Here is a 20723-nt window from a genome sequence, read left to right as displayed (position 1 = left end):
TCTGGTGGCTGCGGGCTTTTTCATTCGTTTATTTTACCAGATGCCGCCACTGAAGTTTTTTTGACCTGAATCCTTACATCATTCCGATGCAACCGGAACTGATATTACGGAGGACACCGCAATGCTGTTTCCCTACCCCAAAATAATCGTAGGGGCGGTGCCCCCGTGGCCGCCCTCTCCTGTGCCCGATCGCATTTCTCCACAACCAATCAACCAAAATTCAACGGATCGACATCAATAGTTAAACTAACAGAACGCGGCGTGCGATCGCGCAATCCGATCAAATCCGACAAATCCACCGACTCATCCAAAGGCAACTTCAGCAAAATCTGCCACCGATACCGATTTGCCACCCGCATAATCGCCGCCGGTGCCGGCCCCAATAACTCACACCCCGGTAGAGACAATCGCTCAATATACTCATGACAAACAGACGCCAATTGTACCGCCGTCACCGCAACTTCCGCCGCATCTACACTGCTCAATCGCAACAAAACCAGCCGCCCCGAAGGTGGATAATTCAGCGCCGCTCTTTCTGCTAATTCTGTTTCCACAAAACCCGCATATTCGTGCTGCCTCACTGCTTGAATTACCCGATGTTCGGGAGTGTAAGTTTGAATAATTACCCGCCCCGGATCGTCGCCTCTACCCGCACGGCCCGCGACTTGAGTTAATGTTTGAAAAGCTCGTTCGCTTGCCCGATAATCGGATAAATTTAGCAACCCGTCAGCCGAGACAACTCCTACCAACGTGACTCCTGCTAAATCCAACCCCTTCGTCAGCATTTGCGTCCCCAACAAAATGTCAGCTTCCCCATTCGCAAATTGCGTTAACAATCTGCGGTGGTCGCCCTTATTTCTAGTCGTATCGCTGTCAAACCGAATTGCCCGCAATTCTGGAAACAATCTCGTTAATTCCTGTTCGACTCGCTGAGTGCCGCTACCAAAGTTTTTGAAGTAAGGAGAACTGCATTCAGGACAGTTTTGAGGGTGTCGTTCCGTGTGGTTGCAGTAGTGACAGCGCAATATTTCTGCGGTTCCTTCGCCGACGTGGTGATAGGAAAGCGAAACATCGCAGTTCGGGCATTCCATCACATAGCCGCAACTCCGACAAGAGACAAAGGTACTGTGTCCTCTTCTGTGAATAAATAGAATACCTTGCTGTTGTCTTGCTTGCAATTGTTCCAGCGCGTTTTGGAGGGGAACGCTAAAAATAGAGCGATTTCCTTGCCGCAATTCTTGGCGCATATCAACGATTTCAATCGGCGGCATTGGGCGCGAATAAATGCGTTCTGGTAATGACAAATAATGGATAGTTGGTAAGGAGTAATAATCTCTGCGCGTCCCGACAAAAGTCTCTAAAGCTGGGGTAGCGGAACCTAAAATTAGGGGACAATTTTCTAATTCGGCGCGCCATTTGGCAACGGTGCGGGCGTGGTAGCAAGGGGCTGGTTGTTCTTGTTTGAAGCTGGTATCGTGTTCTTCATCTAAGATAATTAAGCCGAGGTGAGGTAAAGGCGCAAAAATGGCCGATCGCGTGCCGATGACAATTTGCGGTGTTCCAGTCAGCATCTGCCGCCATGTATCGTAACGTTCGCCGTCGGATAGGGCGCTGTGGTACACGCAAATTTGCTCGCCAAAACGGGCTCGGAATCGATCGGTAAGTTGCGGTGTGAGGCCGATTTCGGGAACGAGTACGAGGGCGGATTTGCCGCTGGCTAAGATTGGGGCGATCGCCTGCAAATACACTTCGGTTTTCCCCGAACCTGTAACGCCGTGCAGCAGCACTTGACGGAATCCCGAAAAATTGTTAATAAACGCTAAAGCTTCAGCTTGAAAATGAGTTAAAGTTTTGGGTGAATCGGGAATTTGAGCAATTCCGCGATCGCCCCTGAGCACTTCCCTTTTATCGATAACAACGGTGCCTTTCTGTTCTAAAGCTTTGACAACGTAGGAACTCGTACTGCAAATTTTTAGTAAATCGTTCAGCCACATTTCACCGCCACCGCGCCGCAAAACTTCCAATACTTCTTGTTGCCGCTTGGTTAAATCTGTGACAAATGCACTAGCAATTAATGTCACTGCCGGTTTGAGTTGCGGTTTGGGAGGATTGGGAGGTTCTAAATAACTTTCTACCCAACCGCGTTTCAATAAATCTTTCAATCCCCGATAACTTCCCTTAACTTGGCGCTGGAGGTATTGCCAAGTGTAATCGCCGTTTTTTTGAGCTTGCAGCAATTGCAAAATTTGACTGGCGGCGGGATTGAGAAATGTTTCGGCATTCGGAGAAATTGCGTCCTTAATTAAGCGAATTCGGCGCACGGAACGGCTTAACAAACCGGGCGGCAGCGAGGCTCTAATTACTTGAATTAATGGTGTGCAATAATAGGTGGCAGTGCGATCGAGCAATTCCCAGTAATTAGGCGGGAAAAAACCCGCACTGACAACATCTTCGACATCTTTAACCCGCGCCGGATCTAAGTCTGGCGGCAGTTGAGAAATGAACCGAATCGCGATCGCCCCTACCTGTTGGCTGCCAAAGGGTACACTCAAAATATCCCCTGGTTGCACGGTAAGTTCCGCAGGTAAGCGATAGGTAAATAACTTATTTTCCTCCCCAGGGGAGTCCCCCGCAACCCTGAAAGGAGAGTCCACCAATACCTCGATCCACTCTGCCCGCGCGGTGGGGCGCTGTGGCGGTTGGCTGCTGCCGTAGGATGCCCCGAGCTCTGCCGCTACAGGGGTTGACAAACCAAAAGTGACAGTAGACATAGGGTTGCACATCAAACTAGGAGGAGCCGCGGTCAAAGGTAGTTTTTATTATCCCTCAGTTTAGCTCGCGATCGCGCGCGAGCTGCGGGAATTGGCGATCGGAATCTCGATCGCCAATTCAGTCCCTTCTCCAACTGCGGATATGCACTCCAACCTCCCGCCGTGTTTGTCCACAACAATTTGATAGCTAATTGACAGTCCCAAACCCGTTCCGTGACCGACTGGTTTAGTTGTGAAAAACGGATCGAAAATTTTCCCTTTTACAGCTTCATTCATTCCCGTACCGTTATCTTTGATACTAATTTTTGCCCAATTTCCAGAAATAATAGAAGTAGTAATTGCAATCTGGCTGGGGTTTGCTTCTATCTCCCCTAGGGAACGCTTTTTGTCTCGCTCCCGCAGGGCATCAATAGCATTATTAATGATGTTCATAAATACCTGATTCAATTGTCCCGCATAACATTCTACTTTCGGCAAATTGCCATAATTTTTCACAATCTCGATAGCCGGATAACCGAGTTTTTCTTTAGTTAAATTCTGCAAGATTAACAAGGTGCTGTCAATTCCTTCGTGAATGTTAACCGGTTTCTTTTCGGCTTCGTCTACCCGCGCAAAGTTGCGCAAAGTCAGCACAATTTCGCGGATGCGCTCGGAGCCAACTTTCATTGACGAAAGAGTTTTTAGCAAATCTTCGCGCAGAAAGTTTAGGTCAATTTTTTCAATAAAATCTTCAATCTCTGCATCAGTTTCTGGATACCGATTCTGGTACATTTCCAGCAATCTTAAAACGTCGGCAGTGTAGTCATTGACATAGGTAATATTGCCGTAGATGAAGTTGACTGGATTGTTGATTTCGTGGGCAATACCAGCTACCAAAATCCCCAAAGCCGACATTTTTTCGGCTTCGATCAATTTGAGCTGGATTGTTTGCTGGTTTAAGAGAGCTTTTTCGAGTTCCGACATTTTTGCTTTTAAAATATTTTCGGAATTTATAAATTCCTGAGTGACTGTTTGTAGCAAAGATTCTTTTTTTTTATTGAGGGCTTCTAATTGGCTGCGTTCGGTTTGCGAAGTTGCGAGTTTTTCTTGCAGGATTCGATTTGCATTTTCCAGTTCTTTGATTTTATTTTCCCAGTCTGTTGCTTCCATCGGCTATTATTTTGAACCTAAAAATATTCTCAAAAATTTTTTCTAAGTAAATTTACTTGCACCCTTTACATACTTAGAATTTCGTCGCGGTGACGCTCGGCAATTTTGTCATCAAAATTCAACACCTCCTTTATTTTGCTCTGTCTAAAAATCTTATCTAATATACATTCAAAATGTCAAGATATTAACAACAAAGTCGGTTAAAACCGATCGCCACTTTTATTCCCCGCACTCGAAGAGAGCGGGGTTTTCATCAGATTCTTGATAAATAAGCAGGCCGATCGCCAACTGATAAAGGCGGGCCCAGCGCGAAAAATTGCCCGATTTAGACCACATTTGTACCAAACCCGCCGGCAATGCAAAGCGAAAATATTAAATGTGACTGCGATCGGGTGGGGGATGGGAAAAGTACGATCGGCTGCGCGATCGCCCACAAGCAATCTCAAGTACCAAGCCAATTGCGCTCTCCCAGAACGCAATCACACTATACCATTCCTCCGAAATCTCACTCCAATGTGTCGATCGTACTCACACACCCGCACCATTTTGTGCTAAGAACTACTACTTGTGACAACATCGACACAGCAGTTTATATTTGGAGAGAAATTGATGTCAGGTAGCGAAGTTCGTGCAGACTTTTGGATGAGCGAGTACATTACCCCTTGGGATATTTACGTTCACGGCATCATCGGCGTGCTCGCTTACAAGAAAACAGCCTATCAAGAAATGTACGTAGTTCAGACCGGTACCTACGGCAAAGGCTTAGTTTTGGACGGCAAATGGCAATCTTGTACAGGCGACGAGTTTCTGTACCACGAACCCCTAGTGCACCCAGCCATGATTTGTCACGGTAGCCCCAAAAAAGTCCTCGTTCTCGGCGGCGGAGAAGGAGCTACAATTAGAGAAGTGCTGCGCTGGAAAACAGTTGAAAAAGTCGTGATGATCGATATTGACGGCGAAGTAGTAGAAGCTTGTCGCGAACACCTGCCAGAAATGCACCAAAATGCCTTTGACGACCCCCGCTGCGAAGTAGTAATCGGCGATGCTTTGGACTATTTAGACAACACTGACAAAGACTGGGATATTGTCATTTCTGACTTGTCCGATCCCATTGAAGAAGGCCCATCTTTCCAGTTGTTTACCAAGGAGTATTTTGAGAAAGTTCGCAGCGTAATGTCGCCTGACGGGTATTTCGTAGTGCAAGCGGGGCCAGTTTCTCCTGCCGAAATGAAAATGCACGCTCGCATTGTCAATACCCTGAAATCGGTTTTCTCCAATGTTCAATCCTGCACCAGCTTTATTTCTACTTACGGAGCTCCTTGGGGTTTTGCCGTAGCTTCTAATCAAGAAATAAATACGCGGCCAGAACCCGAAGTTACTGACAAATTACTCGCCGAGAAAACAACTGGCGGGTTGCGGATGTTCGACGGGATTACACTTTTGGGGTTGATGCAAGTTCCCGGTCACTTGCGGCAGGTAATCGCCGCTGAAACCGAAGTTTACACTATGGCAGCACCGCCTAAGTTTTTCGGGAAAGGTTCGGTCGGTCAATGAAGTTAAATTGAAAGAGAAAAGTAGTTTGGAGTAACTGACATGGACAATTTAATTCGCATAGTCGCTGCCATTTTTCTTCCCCCGCTGGGCGTATTTTTGACTGTAGGCATCGGTACTGATTTTTGGATCAACCTGGTTCTCACGTTTTTGGGCTTTATTCCCGGGATCATTCACGCCATTTGGGTGATTGCCAAGCACGATCGAGCTTAACTTGAGGACAAATCCAGTTTTTGGATAATAAACAGGCAAGAGGAAATAAATTTTCTTTTGCCTGTTTTCACCAATTAATCTGGATTAAATCTGCGTTCATCCGCGTTCCTCTGCGGTTAAAAATAAAAAAATCTACTTTTTATCAGAATTTGATTGCACCTCAATTTCTTCACAAACCAATTCAGCAATTTTTTGCGCCGCCCCCGATTCTCCTCGAACCGCACGCAAACGATCGCCCATTTGTGCTAATTTTTCAGGATGGCTCAAATAGTCGATCGCCAATTTAGCAATTACTTCCGGTTCCAGCTTCCCAATTAACTCCGGCACAATCTCCTCCTGTGCCCAAATATTCGGCCAAGCATAAAGCTTTCCCTTTCCCAATTGCCAGATTAGCCAATTAATCGCCGTCGCAAAAGCTGAACCGACTAACGGTAAATTGGCCAGCAATCCCGGCAAACCATCCCAAGCTTTCATCGCATCCAATTGCTGCGTCGGTATCAAAACAATCATCGGTACAGCTAACGAACCCAGTTCCGCAGTATTCGCTCCCACAGTAGTTAAACACAGGCTGCATTCTGATAGCAAATCGTAGGCGGGCGTCTGCGTCCAAAGTTCTACTTGCAAGTTATTTGCTGTCTGCAAAAACGGCGGTTCTGTTAAATGAAGTTCGGCGCTGGCGTTCTCAAATAAATGCAGGCAAGGATTTTGTTCAGGGTCGGCAAAACGTGCTAGAGTTTGCATATCTAAGGTAGGAGCAACGGGAATTACAAAGCGAGTTTCAGGGCGGATGCGGTGGATGGATTGGGCGATCGACAAACATAACGGTACACCTAAAGCCAGTTTCGCAGGCTTGGAACCCGGCAACAATCCAATTAGTTCTATTTTTTGTAGGGGCGGTGCCCCCGTGCCCGCCCCGCCCGATTTCCCGTTCCCTACTTCGGAAATCAAATCTCCGACAACTGTAAATTTATTAGCATATTTTTGGGGAATTTTAGCAAAAACTTCCGGTTTCATCGCCGCAAATTTATCAATCCAGCGATACCACCGCGCGTCCCATTCCGCATAAATAACAGTGCGATATTTTAGCCTTTTGCCAATAACAACCGTAAAAAATTGATCGCCGCCTAAAAACAAAACAACTCCTGTTTCATACCAATCCCAATTTTCCGCTGTTTTGCCCGATAATAAGAATGGAAAAAAATGCTCCGGCGCCTGCACTCTGTCCACTTCTGGGTAGGAAGATGCGATTTGTGCTTCTTTCCCGGTGGCGTGCGGACAGGGGGACAGCACCACAGAGATACGCGCTTGAGTGCCCGCGTTTCCTAATTGCTCGCGCAAAGCTTGCACGGCGGGACGCACCCAAGTTGCCAATTCTCCGGGGCCGTTGGAGAGGATTAAAATATCTACTGCCATAGGATTTAATATTTGAGAGGATGTAAGGGAGATTTTATGACAGATTTAATTAATGCCGTCAAGACGGGTGATGTTGCGGCTGTAGAAAGTGCGATCGAACAGCGTGCAGATATCAATGCCAAAGATGAGCAAGGTGAGACGGCTTTGACGGCTGCGGCTGAGGCTGGCAATTCTGCGATCGTCAAAAAATTGCTGGCTGCAGGTGCGGATATCAACAGTCACGACAATGACGGGTGGACGCCGTTAATGAGTGCCGCTGCTGCGGGACATAGCGAGATTGTACAGCTTTTGCTGGAGGGGGGAGCGGATGTGAATGCTAAAACTAATTTTGGTTTGACGGCTTTGATGAGTGCTGCTGGTAGCGGGCGTACTCAAGTTGTGGAATTATTACTCGATAAAGGAGCTGATATTAAGGCTAAAGATAATAATACTTGGACGGCGTTAATTTGGGCGTCTTCTGAGGGCCATCAAGATACGGTTGAGGTTTTGAAGCTAGCGCGCGATCGCCATTAAAAACTCAGAAACCGGGTTTATTCGAGAAACCCGGTTTCTGGATGATACAATTAATTATCGCACTTTCAGCAGCGATCGGGCAAATCCTGAATAGCTTCGAGATTTCTATCCAAGTAGAGGTAGAGAAGCTCTAGATTCTGGTAATAAATTCAACTTGAGATTTCCGCCGCCTTCAATAACAGCGATCGTGTCAAATCTACTAATTCCCGAACTTCCATCGGTCAGGGAGACAAACAAGCCGTTCGTTTGGATAGCTAAATCTCGATTGTTGTTGATGGGAAATATCAAGAAGTTATCTAAGGAAGGTAGGATATCGCTTGTTGCTAGCTGAATGCTATCCTGACCTTGGGTAAAGTTCCGAATAGTAGCAAAACCAGGCCCGATATACAACTTTGTTGGAGAACTGTATCCCTTACCACCAGTACCTACTAAAAGGTCTCCGAGCATGAATTTATCGCGACCGCTACCGCCAGTGAGAGTATCGAATTCATTACTGCCGTCACTTTCATAATTTCGACCGGGAATGGTAAAGCTATTAGTGCTTACAACAAACCCTACTTCAACTCCAATTAATTCGGTATTTCCCACCCCAGCACCGCTAATGATGTCATTCCCAGGAGATCCGATAAAAGTCGCAAAGCGGCTGGGATCGTTTTTGCCGAAATTGAAGTAGTGTTCGCGACCGGTTTTCAAGGCTCCCGATTCGACAAACGGCCGAACATCGGGATTATTTTGTAAGTATTCTGTTTCAAAAAATGAAGTCCCAAACTGACCGTCTTTGATGCCGAATTGAATGAAATGCTGGTAGCCGTTTTTAAAAGTTCCATTCTGAATAAACGGCTGCAACTGTCGGTTATTTGCTACATAAAACGCTTCGTCATACTCAGGCGATACGCGAGTGCGACCTTCTTCGTAACCGTATTGAATAAAGTGGTCTAGTCCGGTCGCAAAAGGTGCACTTGGGTTGTTGGGGGTGCGGACTAAGGGTGCGATGTCTGGGTTGCCAGCGAGGTAAGTAGCTTCGTCAAAATACCGCGATACTTTAGTTAGGCCGGCGGCTTGACCGAATTTTTCAAAGTGTTCTAGTCCCGATTTGATGACTCCTGCATCAATGGCTGGTTTGACCCAGGAATATTGCGAGAGGTAGTATTGTTCGTCAAAAATTGCGTAGTTAGCCATGTTTTCCTCCGGCGGCTTTAACGAGCTGTTTATGCAATTTATCCATCATCTGGAACTTACACAATACCCGATCGGGTGATTTTTTCCAAGTGTCAAATCTCACTTAACCTCTATGCTTTCTAGCCGAGGAAAGTGAGGCCGACTGGAGGACTAAACGGATTTATCATCCCAATCGGTTGCAGAGTTAGATTTGATCCGCCCTGAATTCTGGCAAGTGTATCTCCCGATTTTTGAATTAATAAGTCCGCCCCTGATGGAAATATACTCAGTTCATTAAAGCTTTCCACCAACTGAATAAAATCTTTTCCTTTTTCAAAGTTGACAATCCTTGCCTCGCCACTGCCCGTATAGAAATCTACCCGGCTGATAAAACTACGTCGGTTGTTGGGAACAGCATCTCCGAGCACGAAGTAATCAATGCCAGAAGTGCCAATTAATGTATCGAATTCAGTGGTAGTCAGGAAAGGCTCTCTCGTGATGTCATCCAATTTCAAAGCGTCATACTTATTCTTATTAATGCCCAAGGGTGGATTTTGGCCGGCGAAAGCTACTTGCAGTCCGATAATTTGATTTTTTCCCGCTGTAAATCCCGTGACGATATCATTACCGTTGGTTCCTGTAAAAAATCCGTATCGATTTGACTCAAATTGCCCAAAATTTAGATAGTGTTCTCGACCGGTTTTTAAACCTCCAGCATTCACAACCACCGCCACATCTGGGTTGTCTGACAAGTAACGCGGTTCAAAGAAACTTGTCCCGTACCTACCTTCTGTTTTTCCGAATTTGATAAAGTGTTGAAAGCCGGATTTAAAAATTCCGTTCTGCACGAAGGGAGTTATCTCCGGGTGGCGCTTTAAATAAAAAACTTCGTCGTATTCAGGCGATACGCGAGTGCGACCCTCTTCGTAACCAAACTTGATAAAGTGGTCTAAACCTGAAGCAAACGGCCGATTTTGGTTGTTGGCGGTGCGAACGAAGGGTGCAATATCTTGATTTTGAGCTAGATAGGTATCTTCGTCAAAATAACGCGATATTTTTGTGATGCCGGCGGCTTGACCGTATTTTTCAAAGTGCTCTCTGCCAGATTTGATGATTCCTGCATCAATGGCCGGTTTAATCCACGGATATTGCGAAAGGTAGTATTGTTCGTCAAAGATATCGTAATTCATAGTTTCTTGTTGAAAGTAAAGTGCGATCGTACTTTTTCATAGCACGATCGCCCACAACAAATAAAAAGTCATCAATCATCAGCATTAGCTAATGACTAATGATCGATGACCAATGACTGATGACTATCCAATCAAGAAAGTACCATTACCATTAGCGCCTTGAGGGATCAAACTCAGACTCGATCCTCCTTCAATCACACCGATCACGTCTCCAAAACGTGTTTGGATGGATAAATTGCTGCCAATAGGAACTAGCTGATAGCTGTCTAAAGAAGTTCCTTGCAGTTGGATAAAATCGTCTGCTGCGTTGAAGTTCCGAATAGTAGCTTGACCGTTACCCAAATAGAGCGGGGTCGCAGTTACATTCCCGGCTGTAGCAGGAACTCCCAGTACAAATGTATCTGCTCCCGGACTGCCGATCAGGACATCAAACTCATTGGTTCCAAAGCTTTCATACTGCCGGTTTCCTCGGGGATCGATACCTACTTCAACTCCCACGAGTTCGGTATTCCCCACGCCAACTCCTGTGAGAATATCGTTGCTGCGGCTGCCGACAAAAGTTGCGTCGCGGCTTGGCTCGTTTTTCCCGAAATTGAAGTAGTGTTCCCGACCAGTTCTCAGGGCTCCAGAGTTGACAAACGGCACAATGTCGGGGTTTTCTTTTAAGTATTCCGGTTCAAAAAATGAAGTCCCAAAACGACCTTCTTTGGCCCCGAATTGAATGAAATGCTGGTATCCTGATTTGAAAGGTGCATTGGGGCCTACAAACGATCGCAATTCTGAGTTATTTGCTAAATAAAAATCTTCGTTGTACTCAGGCGATACTTGGGTGCGGCGCTGTCCTTCATCGTAACCGAACTGGACAAAGTGATCTAGGCCTGTAGCAAAAGGTGCGTTTGGGTTGACGGTGCGGACAAAGGGTGCGATGTCTGGGTTGGCAGCAAGGTAAGTAGCTTCGTCAAAATAGCGCGATACTTTAGTTAGACCGCCAGCTTGACCAAATTTTTCAAAGTGTTCTCTGCCGGATTTGATGACTCCTGCATCAATGGCTGGCTTGACCCAAGGATATGATGCCAAGTAGAACTGTTCGTCAAAAATTGCGTAGTTAGCCATGTTTTTCTACCTAGGTTTTGATGAGTTTGATTGTGAATGCCAATTAGCTTTTCACTCATTCGATCGCCGGTCAGGAACTTACAAAATACAGACCTTATGAAATGCTTTTAAGTTCCCACTAAAATATTGAATTTTGTGACTCGGCAATTATCCGAAGGCTACATTCTGCCTTCAGAAATTATGCCTTTCTTCGGTAAGTTAATTGCTCGATCGCAAGTTTGATCTCTTCTACAAAACTTGGCACTTTTTTCAGGATTTCTTTCTCAAAGGTTGCTTTATTTTTCAATATTTTTTTTCAACCAGGTAATTATATAAACATAAAGTGATTTTTGTCAAGTAAAATTTTGTAAATAAAATATGGAGTGTTTGCTCAAGGAATTTATAAAAAAATGTAACGAAAAATTGCCATAAATTTGTCGAATTGTGTCATATGCAGGCTCAAATCGCCTAATGGCAAGCATTTTCTGGTAAAAATGCTTATGGGATAAAAAAATTCCCGATTCCCGAAAACAGCATCTTAAAGGAGCCTAACCGGATGTTCACTCACGTCAAGCCCACCATTCGCCACGTTGTGCCGGAAAACTTGCAGGGGCGATCGCTGATGAAGGTGGTCTATGTCGTACTGGAACCGCAGTATCAAAGCGCCCTGTCGGCAGCGGTTCGATCGATAAACAAGAAAAATCCGAATTTGGCAATAGAAATCAGCGGCTACCTGATCGAGGAACTCCGCAGCCCGGAAAATTACGAGGCCTTCAAGCGGGATGTGGCGGATGCCAATGTATTTATTGCTTCTCTAATTTTCATCGAAGATTTGGCAGAAAAAGTGGTAGCGGCGGTGGAACCGCTGCGCGACAGCTTAGATGTCGCCGTCGTCTTCCCGTCGATGCCAGGGGTGATGCGACTCAATAAAATGGGCAGTTTCTCGATGGCACAGTTGGGACAAAGCAAAAGTGCGATCGGCGAATTCATGAAAAAACGGAAGGAAAAATCCGGGAGTTCCTTCCAAGACGGAATGCTGAAACTGCTGCAAACTTTGCCGAAAGTGCTGAAATATTTGCCTCTTGACAAAGCCCAGGATGCCCGCAACTTCATGCTGAGTTTCCAATATTGGCTGGGCGGTTCCCAAGAAAACTTGGAAAACTTCTTGCTGATGCTGTCACATAAATATGTCTTCAAAGGCCAGTCACAGCCAACTTTCCAAGATCCAGTTGTGTACCCGGACATGGGGATTTGGCATCCTTTAGCACCGTCCATGTTTGAGGATGTAAAAGGATATCTAACTTGGTTTAATGCCCGCAAAGATATTTCTGCTGACCTCAAAGACCCTCTCGCACCTTGCATCGGGTTGGTGTTGCAGCGGACTCACTTAGTCACGGGAGATGACGCGCACTATGTAGCAATGGTGCAGGAATTGGAGGCAATGGGGGCGCGGGTTGTACCGATTTTTGCCGGCGGTTTGGACTTCTCGAAACCAGTGGAAACTTTTTTCTTGGAAGTCGGCGCCAAAGGTGTTGCACCGCTGCCGATCGTTGATGCGGTGGTTTCTCTGACTGGTTTTGCTTTGGTGGGCGGCCCGGCGAAACAAGATCACCCGAAGGCGATCGAATCTTTGAAAAAATTAAATTGCCCTTACATGGTGGCTTTGCCGCTGGTTTTCCAAACGACAGAAGAATGGGAAGATAGCGATTTAGGCTTGCACCCGATTCAAGTTGCCCTGCAAGTTGCGATTCCTGAGTTGGATGGTGCGATCGAACCGATTATTGTGTCGGGACGCGACGGTGCAACTGGAAAGGCGATCGCCCTACAAGACCGGATCGAAGCAATTTCCCAGCGCGCCATGAAATGGGCAATGCTGCGCCGCAAACCGAAATTAGACAAGAAAGTTGCGATCACAGTTTTCAGTTTTCCTCCAGATAAAGGCAACGTCGGAACAGCCGCGTACTTGGACGTTTTCGGCTCGATTTACGAAGTATTGAAAGCCTTAAAAGGTAACGGTTACGACTTGCCAGAATTGCCGGATTCCGCCGAAAAACTGATGCAAGAAGTCATCCACGACGCAACAGCCCAATACCAAAGTCCCGAATTAAATATTGCTTACCGGATGTCCGTAGCTGAATACGAAGAATTCACTCCTTACTCGGAACGGTTGCAAGAAAATTGGGGGCCGCCTCCGGGACATTTGAACAGCGACGGACAAAATTTGCTGATTTTCGGCAAACATTTCGGTAATGTGTTTATCGGAGTGCAACCTACTTTTGGATACGAAGGCGATCCGATGCGGTTGTTATTCTCTCGTTCTGCTAGCCCGCACCACGGTTTTGCTGCTTACTATACATATTTGGAGCGCATTTGGGGTGCGGATGCGGTGCTGCACTTTGGCACTCACGGTTCGCTAGAATTCATGCCCGGTAAGCAGATGGGAATGTCTGTCGATTGTTATCCTGACAGTTTGATCGGCAAAATTCCCAATATCTATTATTACGCCGCCAACAATCCCAGCGAGGCAACAATTGCTAAGCGCCGCAGTTATGCTGAAACAATCAGCTATCTGACTCCTCCGGCTGAAAATGCTGGTTTGTACAAAGGTTTGCAGGAACTCAGCGAGTTAATTGCTTCTTATCAAACTTTGAAAGAGACTGGGCGCGGTGTGCCGATTGTTGATGCGATCGTCGAAAAATGCCGTTTGGTGAATTTGGATAAGGATATCGCCTTACCTCCGGAACAAGAAAGAGGGGTTGCTGCGGGAATGACTTCGGAGGAACGCGACAATTTAGTTGGCTTGGTTTACCGCAAGTTGATGGAGATTGAGTCGCGGTTGTTACCTTGCGGTTTGCACGTTATTGGCAAGCCGCCGACTGCGGAAGAGGCGATCGCAACTTTGGTTAACATTGCCAATTTAGACCGGGAAGAAGACGGATTAATCAGTTTGTCGCGGATTATTGCTCAAAGTTGCGATCGGAATATTGACGATATCTACACCAACAACGACAAAGGCATTTTAGCAGATGTGGAATTGCTGCAAAACATCACCTTAGCCTGTCGCGATGCTGTTACAGCTTTAGTGAAAGAACAAACCGATGCTGAGGGTAGAGTTTCCCTAGTTTCCAAGTTGAATTTCTTCAACATGGGCAAGAAAACACCTTGGATTGAAGCTTTGCACGCAGCCGGTTACAAAAAAGTCGATCCTGATTTAATTAAACCGCTGTTTGAGTATCTGGAATTCTGCTTGCAGCAAGTTTGCGCCGATAACGAATTGGGCGCACTGTTGCGCGCGCTAGAGGGCGAATACATTATCCCCGGCCCCGGCGGCGATCCGATTCGCAACCCGGATGTTTTGCCGACTGGCAAGAATATGCACGCTTTGGACCCGCAGTCAATCCCCACCACCGGGGCGATTAAGTCTGCTAAGGTTGTAGTCGATCGGCTATTAGAAAGACAGCGCGTTGATAACGGCGGAAATTACCCAGAAACCATCGCCGTTGTGTTGTGGGGAACCGACAACATCAAGACCTACGGTGAATCCCTCGCCCAAGTAATGTGGATGGTGGGAGTGAAGCCAGTACCCGACGCTTTGGGCCGGGTAAACAAACTCGAATTGCTTTCTTTAGAAGAGTTGGGACGACCTCGGATCGACGTAGTAATTAACTGTTCAGGCGTATTCCGCGACTTGTTCATTAACCAAATGAATTTGTTAGATAAAGCCGTGAAAATGGCAGCGGAAGCCGACGAACCGTTAGAGATGAACTTCGTCCGCAAACACGCCCTGAAGCAAGCGGAAGAAATGGGAATTAACCTGCGACAAGCAGCAACCCGCGTATTTTCCAATGCGTCCGGTTCCTATTCATCTAACGTCAACTTGGCGGTAGAAAACAGCACTTGGGAAAGCGAAGCCGAGTTGCAGGAAATGTACTTAACTCGCAAATCCTTCGCCTTTTCTTCCGACAATCCGGGAACAATGGAACAAGACCGGCAGATTTTTGAATCATCCTTGAAAACTGCGGAAGTGACCTTCCAAAACTTGGATTCTGCCGAGATTTCCCTAACCGACGTGTCGCACTATTTCGACTCCGATCCGACTAAATTGATCGGCAGTTTGCGCGCAGATGGCAAGAAACCGGCATCCTTTGTTGCTGATACCACAACAGCCAACGCGCAGGTGCGGACGCTATCAGAAACCGTGCGTTTAGATTCGCGGACTAAGCTGCTGAATCCGAAGTGGTACGAAGGGATGTTATCGCACGGTTATGAAGGCGTGCGGGAGATTTCTAAGCGTCTGGTGAACACGACTGGATGGAGTGCGACTGCGGGCGCGGTGGATAATTGGGTGTATGAGGATGTGAACGGTACGTTTATCCAAGATGAGGAGATGCAGAAGCGTTTGCTGAATCTGAATCCTCACTCATTCCGCAAGATTGTCAGCACTTTGCTTGAGGTGAATGGCCGGGGTTATTGGGAGACTTCGGAGAGTAATTTGGATCGTCTGCGTGAACTTTATCAGGAGGTGGAAGACCGGATTGAGGGGGTAGAATAGGATTGTAGTAGGCATCAATTAGTAGAGAGGTTTTATACAACGTCTTTACTAATTGATGCGAAGCAAGGAGGCAGAATTTAAAAGGTCAAGAATGAGTTAACTTATCATATTTACAAAGTATTTACTGCTAACCAAAATGAAGGCTATTATTGTAATAATTAAATTCATAAAGTTTGAGAGCAGCAGAAAAAAATCAAGTAAGGTTCTGAGGTGGGTATGTATATAGTCAAGGAAAAAGATCATGACTACAATGGTCAAAAACTTCTAACTACTTTCCATATAACTTATGAATGGGATGGCAAAGAAACAGTAATTAAAACGGTAAAAGAAGAAAATGTAATGCGAATTTACAATATGCCTCGATGGGAACCCCCCCGTCGTCAAACAGTAAAGTTTTCGGAGTTAGGCGATCGGATTAAAACTGCTCTTTTACGAGCAAAAGAAACTGGCGAAGAAGTTGATATAGGTGAGTCGGGAATTCCAGATTAAGCCAGTAGCTATTCCATACTTCAGCGCAGTGGATAATATAGAAGAGGTAGTTCAACTCCTGAACCCAAAAGTCGCTGGATTGTCAATTAGTTAAACTCCAATTAAGGCGACCGCCACTCTCTTAGCAGACGAGCGATCGCCTCTCTTTTGCCCAAAAAGCGAGCGCCCCTCTCTTACCAGACAAGCGATCGCCCTTATCTTCCCAAAGTGCGATCGCCCCAGAGCTTTCCCCCGAGCGAACTTTGGGGAGTATTCTCGAAGAAAGTGGTGTTTGTTCCAGTCTCAAGTAGTCTTGGCGCGAGATTAGCTCACCTTCTTGACATTGATATCATATTATGATATCATAAATTTAATATAATAAGAAACAAAATTTTCATGGAACTAAATAATAAACATCGTAAGATTTTAGAATCAATTTTTACAGAGCCTATACCAGCTAATATTAATTGGCAAGATATTGAAAATTTATTTACAGCACTCGGTGCTACTGTTACTCAAGGTTCAGGTTCGCGGGTTCGCATTTTCTTAAATGAGGTTAGAGCTGTATTTCACGAACCACATCCTCAAAAAGAGACAGATAAAGGAGCAGTTAAATCTGTCAGGGAATTTTTGATAAAGGCGGGGGTTGAGCCATAATGACTTAGCTGTTAACGGGAAAATCCTTGTTGATTGCCCAAATCAACAAGGGTATTAGCATAAAATTTATCATCCACAAGCTTCACTTATTGAAAGAGGAAAAATTAACAGCCATGATGACTTACAAAGGTTACAGTGCTAGCATTGAAGTAGATTTAGAAGCGGAAATTCTTTTCGGGCGAGTCCTCGATATTAATGACGTAGTGACTTTTAAGGCACAAACTATTGAAGAAGCTCGCCAAGAATTCCAAAATTCCATAGATGATTATCTAGAGTTTTGCCAAGAATTAGGACAGGAACCTGATAAACCATTTTCAGGTAAACTTCCCTTCCGCACTACTCCCGAACATCACCGCAAAATCTTTATTGCGGCAAAGAAGGCTGGCAAAAGTATTAACAATTGGATGGATGAGGTTTTAATTAGAGCAGCCGAGCAAGCAATTAACACTTAATTAGCTTAGGATAATTAAGTTAGCTCCATTAACGAGGTAAACTATGCCACTAACTGCAACCGAATATAAATACATAGAATTAGATGAGAAGAATGTGCCTATCATCCAAGGGACTACGATGAAAGTAGTTGAATTAATTACCTCAGTAAAAGCTTACAGATTGAGTCCTGAAGAATTACTGGAAAGCTATCCTCACCTAACTTTGAGTAAAATTTACTCTGCCTTAGCTTACTACTGGGATCGTAAACAAGAGCTTGATGCAGATATGCAGCGCCGATTCGAGTATGCCGAAAAGTTGCGATTAGAAGCCGGTGAATCTCCTTTGGCTAAAAAACTCCGGGCCCAAGGACTAATTAAATGAGTGTAGCTTTGTACATGGATGAGAATGTGCCTCTACCGATTACAAATGGACTGAGACAAAGAGATGTAGATGTTTTGAGAGCTCAAGAAGATAACCATCAAAACACGCCAGACCCTATTATACTCGATCGCGCAACGGATCTTCAGCGCGTTGTTTTTACACAAGACGAAGATTTTTTAGCCATAGCTAACAGCCGCCAGCAAGCAGAAGTAAATTTTGCTGGCGTTATCTATGCCCATCAACAGAATGTAACTTTTGGTGATTGCATTCGTGACTTGGAAATTATTGCTAAGGTGAGCAAACCTGAAGATTTAGTTAACCGCGTTCAGTACCTACCTTTATAGCCAAAGCCTTACTAGAAATTATTTTGTATCCGATATTCTCCTAAGTGCGCGGGTGCGAATATAGCTCAATTTTAAATTGTGGGAAAAGCGATCGCCCCTTTATTCCCAAAGTTCGATCGCTCTTATACTATATTGCACAATTTGTTAGCTGTTGCGAATTCACCTCAAAGGCGATCGCAAACTCCACTTGCGGCAGCAATCTTTTGATAATCCGCAAGTGTTCCTCGGCGTCGTTTCGGCGGCGAAAACGCGCCACAGTCAGGCGTTGCAGGTTGGGCAGGTGGCGGTAAATCACCCACGGGTAAAGTTGTTGTTTGTAGTTCATCCTAGTTCTGCCATAGATTGCGGGCAAAATGAGACACTAGAAAGGCAGGACAAGTTAACCCCTAACTAGCTTTTAGTGGTTTGTCCTCTCTTAGTTACTTTAACGCCATTATGACGCGCCAAAACTTATATGTCAATATGACGCGCCAAATTTTTATGAAAAAAGACAGAAGACCTCAAGATAGTGATTCACCAATAGAGACGCTGAGAATTGAGCGGACGCAGCTTTCTCAGGCGGAATTTGCGGTGCAGTGCGGTATCCCCTTGCGAACTTATCAGCGGTGGATTTCCGGCGAAACAGAAGCAAAACCAACGCCTCGGCAGTGGAAAACCATGATGCGATTGCTACAAATTGAATCAGCCCTGGAAATTCCCGATGATTTCGGACCGATCGCTGTGAAGGAAAATGAAGATTAGAAAACCATCGCTTTCTGGGCGATCGTACCCGGTATTATGACAAAGCCAAGACAACCTCAAGAAGAAGCTGGCGAATCACCGCTGAAAAAACTCAGAGATGAGTTAGGAATGTCCCAAGAAGAATTTGCTCGGCAAATTGGGACATCGGTACGCACTGTGAGTCGCTGGGAAGCCGGAGATAACGTGCCGACATTCACAATTGCCCAGATGAAAGCTTTGGCAAATTTTTTGCGATCGCGCGGGTTAACTCTTGATGACTTGCCCGATCGCTTTGGCCCGCCTGAGTGAGGATGTGAGAAAAATAGGATACGATCGCCCCTCGATTTGCCTTCGATCGAACGAAAGAGGAGTATTTTCGCAGAGCGATCGCCCTTGATTTTATATTATAAATAGATGGGAGTATTGAGCCATGAATAATATCAATTATGCTGCAATGAGCGATCGCGAACTAAAGCAATACATTCTCACTCATAGAGACGATCGCGAAGCTTTCTATGCCTACATGGATCGGCGGCATTCCCGTCCTCGCAAAGTTACTATAAAACTTGACGATCCAGCTTGGGAAGAGAAAATTATATCAGCTATTGGGGTGCAGTTAAAGTCGGCTAATTAATCCAGACAATCGTTTGCATTGCCCTTAAACATACCAGCGATCGCCCTCGCAACACTCAATATGCTACAATCCCCAATAAAGGTCGTTTAGCCACGATAAAATACCGCTATGACTGCCCTCACCCTCAACCTCAATCCAATTATTAAGCTGACAGACGATCAGTTTTTCCAACTATGTCAGGAGAATGAAAATATTAGATTGGAACGCACAGCGAAAGGAGAATTAATTATCATGTCACCAGCAGGAGGAGAAACTAGCAACAGCAATGCAGGATTAACTGCACAGATTTGGATTTGGAATCAGCAAAATAAACTGGGTAAAGTTTTTGATTCATCTGGTGGTTTTAAACTTCCCAATGGTGCAAATAGAGCACCTGATGCTTGTTGGGTAAAATTAGAACGCTGGAATGCACTAACTCCCGAACAACAAAAGAAATTTCCCCCCATTTGTCCTGATTTTGTCGTTGAGTTAATGTCTCCCAGCGATAGTTTGAAAGAAACTCAGGATAAGATGAAAGAATACCGAGCTAACGGTGCTGTTTTAGGTTGGTTAATTAATCGCAAATCGCGGCAAGTAGAAATTTACCGTCTGAATCAACAAGAAGTTGAAGTGTTGGAATCTCCAGCCACTGTATCCGGTGAAGATGTTCTCCCCGGATTTATTTTGAATCTTGAGTCGATTTGGTAATGTACGCGCGTGCGAAGCTATCCCGCAGGGAATCGCACCTGTCCAATGTTCAATACAGTAAAATAGAGTTAAAGTTCTCGTGGAGTATTTGCAATGGTTCAAACCCTGGCGTACAGTAAAGAAGAGCTTGCAGGTTCTCACCTGGTTTTACATGATATCAGTTGGGAAACCTACGAACACTTGTTAGAAATATTTGCGGAACGTTCAACGCCGCGCATGACTTACTATCAAGGAACTTTAGAACTTATGGTACCTTTACCAGAACATGAAAGGTATAGCTGGACTCTCGGTAGGCTAATTGTAGCGCTGTCTGAGGAAATTGGGATTGAAATTATCGGATTAAAATCATCTACTTGGCGTTCGGAACCGAAAAAAGCTGGCAACGAAGCTGATGAATGTTTTTATATTCAAAATGAAGCTTTAATGCGGGGAAAGTTAACTATTGATCTCAAAAATGACCCGCCGCCCGACTTAGCTGTGGAAATTGATTTGACTAGCTCATCTATCAATAAAATGGCGGTTTATGCGGAATTAAAAGTGCCGGAGGTTTGGATTTGGAAGAAGGGGAAACTAATAATTAACATTTTAAATGATACGGGTTATATCGAGTCGGAAACGAGTTTGGCATTTGCCTCGTTTCCTGTCAAAGAACTCGCACAGTTTATGCACCTAGACTCAGAAAAGGGAGAGAATGCGAGAATTAGAGAGTTTCGGGAATGGGTGCGATCGCACTTACAGAAACAGCTACGCTAGGGAAACGGCAGTGCCGTTTCCTAGGGGTACGGACACGGCAGTGCC

The 20723-nt window shown here is 45.4% G+C and carries 23 protein-coding genes; 15 read left to right on the top strand and 8 right to left on the bottom strand.

Features of this window, described 5'->3' with window-relative positions:
* Window positions 1-209: 209 nt before the first annotated feature.
* Both priA and QUA02_RS25400 read right to left on the bottom strand, forming a co-directional pair.
* Window positions 210-2771: a primosomal protein N' gene (gene priA, locus QUA02_RS25405; protein ID WP_333031822.1), complete on the bottom strand. Its 2562-nt coding sequence runs from the start codon at window positions 2769-2771 to the stop codon at window positions 210-212.
* A gap of 60 nt (window positions 2772-2831) precedes the next feature.
* On the bottom strand, window positions 2832-3920 hold the full coding sequence (locus QUA02_RS25400; RefSeq protein WP_333031820.1) for a sensor histidine kinase: 1089 nt from the start codon (window positions 3918-3920) through the stop codon (window positions 2832-2834).
* Between the two features lie 356 nt (window positions 3921-4276).
* On the opposite strand from QUA02_RS25400, the gene QUA02_RS25395 reads away from it, so the two are divergent.
* From QUA02_RS25395 to QUA02_RS25385, 3 genes are read left to right on the top strand one after another with little or no spacing between them, the layout of a single operon-like run.
* A complete protein-coding gene (locus tag QUA02_RS25395) occupies window positions 4277-4540 on the top strand; it encodes a hypothetical protein (RefSeq protein WP_333031818.1) in 264 nt (87 codons plus the stop codon).
* The gene (locus QUA02_RS25390; RefSeq protein ID WP_333031816.1) at window positions 4530-5474 is read left to right on the top strand and encodes a fused MFS/spermidine synthase; all 945 of its coding nucleotides are present in this window, start codon (window positions 4530-4532) and stop codon (window positions 5472-5474) included. The genes QUA02_RS25395 and QUA02_RS25390 overlap by 11 nt, the downstream gene beginning before the upstream one ends.
* 39 nt (window positions 5475-5513) lie before the next feature.
* Window positions 5514-5684 (top strand): YqaE/Pmp3 family membrane protein, encoded by a 171-nt coding sequence (locus tag QUA02_RS25385; RefSeq protein WP_332979828.1) that lies wholly within the window; start codon window positions 5514-5516, stop codon window positions 5682-5684.
* 132 nt (window positions 5685-5816) lie between these two features.
* On the opposite strand, the gene QUA02_RS25380 is transcribed toward QUA02_RS25385, so the two are convergent.
* Entirely contained in the window at window positions 5817-7097 is a 1281-nt protein-coding gene (locus QUA02_RS25380) for a glycosyltransferase family protein (protein WP_333031813.1), read from the bottom strand.
* Between the two features lie 36 nt (window positions 7098-7133).
* Between QUA02_RS25380 and QUA02_RS25375 the strand changes: the two genes are divergently transcribed.
* Window positions 7134-7610, top strand: coding sequence for an ankyrin repeat domain-containing protein (locus QUA02_RS25375; protein WP_333031812.1), 477 nt, complete (start codon window positions 7134-7136; stop codon window positions 7608-7610).
* A 105-nt stretch (window positions 7611-7715) separates the two neighbouring features.
* On the opposite strand, the gene QUA02_RS25370 is transcribed toward QUA02_RS25375, so the two are convergent.
* The 3 genes from QUA02_RS25370 to QUA02_RS25360 form a co-directional block, all read right to left on the bottom strand.
* Window positions 7716-8789 carry a calcium-binding protein gene (locus tag QUA02_RS25370; protein ID WP_333031810.1) on the bottom strand — a complete coding sequence of 358 codons (1074 nt, stop codon included), beginning with the start codon at window positions 8787-8789 and terminating at the stop codon, window positions 7716-7718.
* A gap of 119 nt (window positions 8790-8908) precedes the next feature.
* Window positions 8909-9958 carry a calcium-binding protein gene (locus QUA02_RS25365; protein WP_333031808.1) on the bottom strand — a complete coding sequence of 350 codons (1050 nt, stop codon included), beginning with the start codon at window positions 9956-9958 and terminating at the stop codon, window positions 8909-8911.
* A gap of 123 nt (window positions 9959-10081) precedes the next feature.
* Window positions 10082-11071: a calcium-binding protein gene (locus QUA02_RS25360; RefSeq protein ID WP_333031806.1), complete on the bottom strand. Its 990-nt coding sequence runs from the start codon at window positions 11069-11071 to the stop codon at window positions 10082-10084.
* Between the two features lie 535 nt (window positions 11072-11606).
* Here QUA02_RS25360 and QUA02_RS25355 point away from each other — a divergent pair.
* Together QUA02_RS25355 and QUA02_RS25350 are read left to right on the top strand one after the other, a co-directional pair.
* The gene (locus tag QUA02_RS25355; RefSeq protein ID WP_333031804.1) at window positions 11607-15602 is read left to right on the top strand and encodes a magnesium chelatase subunit H; all 3996 of its coding nucleotides are present in this window, start codon (window positions 11607-11609) and stop codon (window positions 15600-15602) included.
* Window positions 15603-15818: 216 nt separating this feature from the next.
* Complete coding sequence (locus QUA02_RS25350) at window positions 15819-16091, top strand: hypothetical protein (protein ID WP_333031803.1); 273 nt, start codon at window positions 15819-15821, stop codon at window positions 16089-16091.
* 121 nt (window positions 16092-16212) lie between these two features.
* Here QUA02_RS25350 and QUA02_RS25345 read toward each other — a convergent pair whose 3' ends face one another.
* Window positions 16213-16377: a hypothetical protein gene (locus tag QUA02_RS25345; protein ID WP_333031802.1), complete on the bottom strand. Its 165-nt coding sequence runs from the start codon at window positions 16375-16377 to the stop codon at window positions 16213-16215.
* An 89-nt stretch (window positions 16378-16466) separates the two neighbouring features.
* On the opposite strand from QUA02_RS25345, the gene QUA02_RS25340 reads away from it, so the two are divergent.
* From QUA02_RS25340 to QUA02_RS25325, 4 genes are all read left to right on the top strand, one after another.
* The gene (locus QUA02_RS25340) at window positions 16467-16727 is read left to right on the top strand and encodes a type II toxin-antitoxin system HicA family toxin (protein ID WP_333031801.1); all 261 of its coding nucleotides are present in this window, start codon (window positions 16467-16469) and stop codon (window positions 16725-16727) included.
* Window positions 16728-16840: 113 nt separating this feature from the next.
* Window positions 16841-17179, top strand: a complete 339-nt coding sequence (locus QUA02_RS25335) for a type II toxin-antitoxin system HicB family antitoxin (RefSeq protein ID WP_333031800.1) — start codon at window positions 16841-16843, stop codon at window positions 17177-17179.
* Window positions 17180-17222: 43 nt separating this feature from the next.
* Entirely contained in the window at window positions 17223-17540 is a 318-nt protein-coding gene (locus tag QUA02_RS25330; RefSeq protein ID WP_333031799.1) for a DUF433 domain-containing protein, read from the top strand.
* The gene (locus QUA02_RS25325) at window positions 17537-17884 is read left to right on the top strand and encodes a DUF5615 family PIN-like protein (protein ID WP_333031798.1); all 348 of its coding nucleotides are present in this window, start codon (window positions 17537-17539) and stop codon (window positions 17882-17884) included. Before QUA02_RS25330 ends, QUA02_RS25325 begins: the two co-directional genes overlap by 4 nt.
* Window positions 17885-18011: 127 nt before the next feature.
* On the opposite strand, the gene QUA02_RS25320 is transcribed toward QUA02_RS25325, so the two are convergent.
* Window positions 18012-18209, bottom strand: a complete 198-nt coding sequence (locus QUA02_RS25320; RefSeq protein WP_333031797.1) for a hypothetical protein — start codon at window positions 18207-18209, stop codon at window positions 18012-18014.
* A gap of 110 nt (window positions 18210-18319) precedes the next feature.
* On the opposite strand from QUA02_RS25320, the gene QUA02_RS25315 reads away from it, so the two are divergent.
* The 5 genes from QUA02_RS25315 to QUA02_RS25295 all read left to right on the top strand — a co-directional run bounded on the left by QUA02_RS25315 (window position 18320) and on the right by QUA02_RS25295 (window position 20678).
* The gene (locus QUA02_RS25315; RefSeq protein WP_333031796.1) at window positions 18320-18625 is read left to right on the top strand and encodes a helix-turn-helix domain-containing protein; all 306 of its coding nucleotides are present in this window, start codon (window positions 18320-18322) and stop codon (window positions 18623-18625) included.
* 36 nt (window positions 18626-18661) lie between these two features.
* Window positions 18662-18913 carry a helix-turn-helix transcriptional regulator gene (locus QUA02_RS25310; protein ID WP_333031795.1) on the top strand — a complete coding sequence of 84 codons (252 nt, stop codon included), beginning with the start codon at window positions 18662-18664 and terminating at the stop codon, window positions 18911-18913.
* Window positions 18914-19034: 121 nt separating this feature from the next.
* Window positions 19035-19238: a DUF6887 family protein gene (locus QUA02_RS25305; RefSeq protein ID WP_333031794.1), complete on the top strand. Its 204-nt coding sequence runs from the start codon at window positions 19035-19037 to the stop codon at window positions 19236-19238.
* Between the two features lie 108 nt (window positions 19239-19346).
* Window positions 19347-19925 (top strand): Uma2 family endonuclease, encoded by a 579-nt coding sequence (locus QUA02_RS25300; RefSeq protein WP_333031793.1) that lies wholly within the window; start codon window positions 19347-19349, stop codon window positions 19923-19925.
* Between the two features lie 93 nt (window positions 19926-20018).
* Window positions 20019-20678: a Uma2 family endonuclease gene (locus QUA02_RS25295; RefSeq protein WP_333031792.1), complete on the top strand. Its 660-nt coding sequence runs from the start codon at window positions 20019-20021 to the stop codon at window positions 20676-20678.
* Window positions 20679-20723: the final 45 nt, after the last annotated feature.

This window comes from Microcoleus pseudofavosus SVA1_A4 (genome assembly GCF_036700565.1).
GTDB lineage: Bacteria > Cyanobacteriota > Cyanobacteriia > Cyanobacteriales > Microcoleaceae > Microcoleus.
This window is presented reverse-complemented; position numbering and strand designations above follow the sequence as displayed.

What these genes read in the sequence shown, in the direction of transcription:
- priA (WP_333031822.1), bottom strand. Translation starts at nt 2,771, where the DNA reads ATGTCTACTGTCACTTTTGGTTTGTCAACCCCTGTAGCGGCAGAGCTC.
- QUA02_RS25400 (WP_333031820.1), bottom strand. Translation starts at nt 3,920, where the DNA reads ATGGAAGCAACAGACTGGGAAAATAAAATCAAAGAACTGGAAAATGCA.
- QUA02_RS25395 (WP_333031818.1), top strand. Translation starts at nt 4,277, where the DNA reads ATGCAAAGCGAAAATATTAAATGTGACTGCGATCGGGTGGGGGATGGG.
- QUA02_RS25390 (WP_333031816.1), top strand. Translation starts at nt 4,530, where the DNA reads ATGTCAGGTAGCGAAGTTCGTGCAGACTTTTGGATGAGCGAGTACATT.
- QUA02_RS25385 (WP_332979828.1), top strand. Translation starts at nt 5,514, where the DNA reads ATGGACAATTTAATTCGCATAGTCGCTGCCATTTTTCTTCCCCCGCTG.
- QUA02_RS25380 (WP_333031813.1), bottom strand. Translation starts at nt 7,097, where the DNA reads ATGGCAGTAGATATTTTAATCCTCTCCAACGGCCCCGGAGAATTGGCA.
- QUA02_RS25375 (WP_333031812.1), top strand. Translation starts at nt 7,134, where the DNA reads ATGACAGATTTAATTAATGCCGTCAAGACGGGTGATGTTGCGGCTGTA.
- QUA02_RS25370 (WP_333031810.1), bottom strand. Translation starts at nt 8,789, where the DNA reads ATGGCTAACTACGCAATTTTTGACGAACAATACTACCTCTCGCAATAT.
- QUA02_RS25365 (WP_333031808.1), bottom strand. Translation starts at nt 9,958, where the DNA reads ATGAATTACGATATCTTTGACGAACAATACTACCTTTCGCAATATCCG.
- QUA02_RS25360 (WP_333031806.1), bottom strand. Translation starts at nt 11,071, where the DNA reads ATGGCTAACTACGCAATTTTTGACGAACAGTTCTACTTGGCATCATAT.
- QUA02_RS25355 (WP_333031804.1), top strand. Translation starts at nt 11,607, where the DNA reads ATGTTCACTCACGTCAAGCCCACCATTCGCCACGTTGTGCCGGAAAAC.
- QUA02_RS25350 (WP_333031803.1), top strand. Translation starts at nt 15,819, where the DNA reads ATGTATATAGTCAAGGAAAAAGATCATGACTACAATGGTCAAAAACTT.
- QUA02_RS25340 (WP_333031801.1), top strand. Translation starts at nt 16,467, where the DNA reads ATGGAACTAAATAATAAACATCGTAAGATTTTAGAATCAATTTTTACA.
- QUA02_RS25335 (WP_333031800.1), top strand. Translation starts at nt 16,841, where the DNA reads ATGATGACTTACAAAGGTTACAGTGCTAGCATTGAAGTAGATTTAGAA.
- QUA02_RS25330 (WP_333031799.1), top strand. Translation starts at nt 17,223, where the DNA reads ATGCCACTAACTGCAACCGAATATAAATACATAGAATTAGATGAGAAG.
- QUA02_RS25325 (WP_333031798.1), top strand. Translation starts at nt 17,537, where the DNA reads ATGAGTGTAGCTTTGTACATGGATGAGAATGTGCCTCTACCGATTACA.
- QUA02_RS25320 (WP_333031797.1), bottom strand. Translation starts at nt 18,209, where the DNA reads ATGAACTACAAACAACAACTTTACCCGTGGGTGATTTACCGCCACCTG.
- QUA02_RS25315 (WP_333031796.1), top strand. Translation starts at nt 18,320, where the DNA reads ATGACGCGCCAAAACTTATATGTCAATATGACGCGCCAAATTTTTATG.
- QUA02_RS25310 (WP_333031795.1), top strand. Translation starts at nt 18,662, where the DNA reads ATGACAAAGCCAAGACAACCTCAAGAAGAAGCTGGCGAATCACCGCTG.
- QUA02_RS25305 (WP_333031794.1), top strand. Translation starts at nt 19,035, where the DNA reads ATGAATAATATCAATTATGCTGCAATGAGCGATCGCGAACTAAAGCAA.
- QUA02_RS25300 (WP_333031793.1), top strand. Translation starts at nt 19,347, where the DNA reads ATGACTGCCCTCACCCTCAACCTCAATCCAATTATTAAGCTGACAGAC.
- QUA02_RS25295 (WP_333031792.1), top strand. Translation starts at nt 20,019, where the DNA reads ATGGTTCAAACCCTGGCGTACAGTAAAGAAGAGCTTGCAGGTTCTCAC.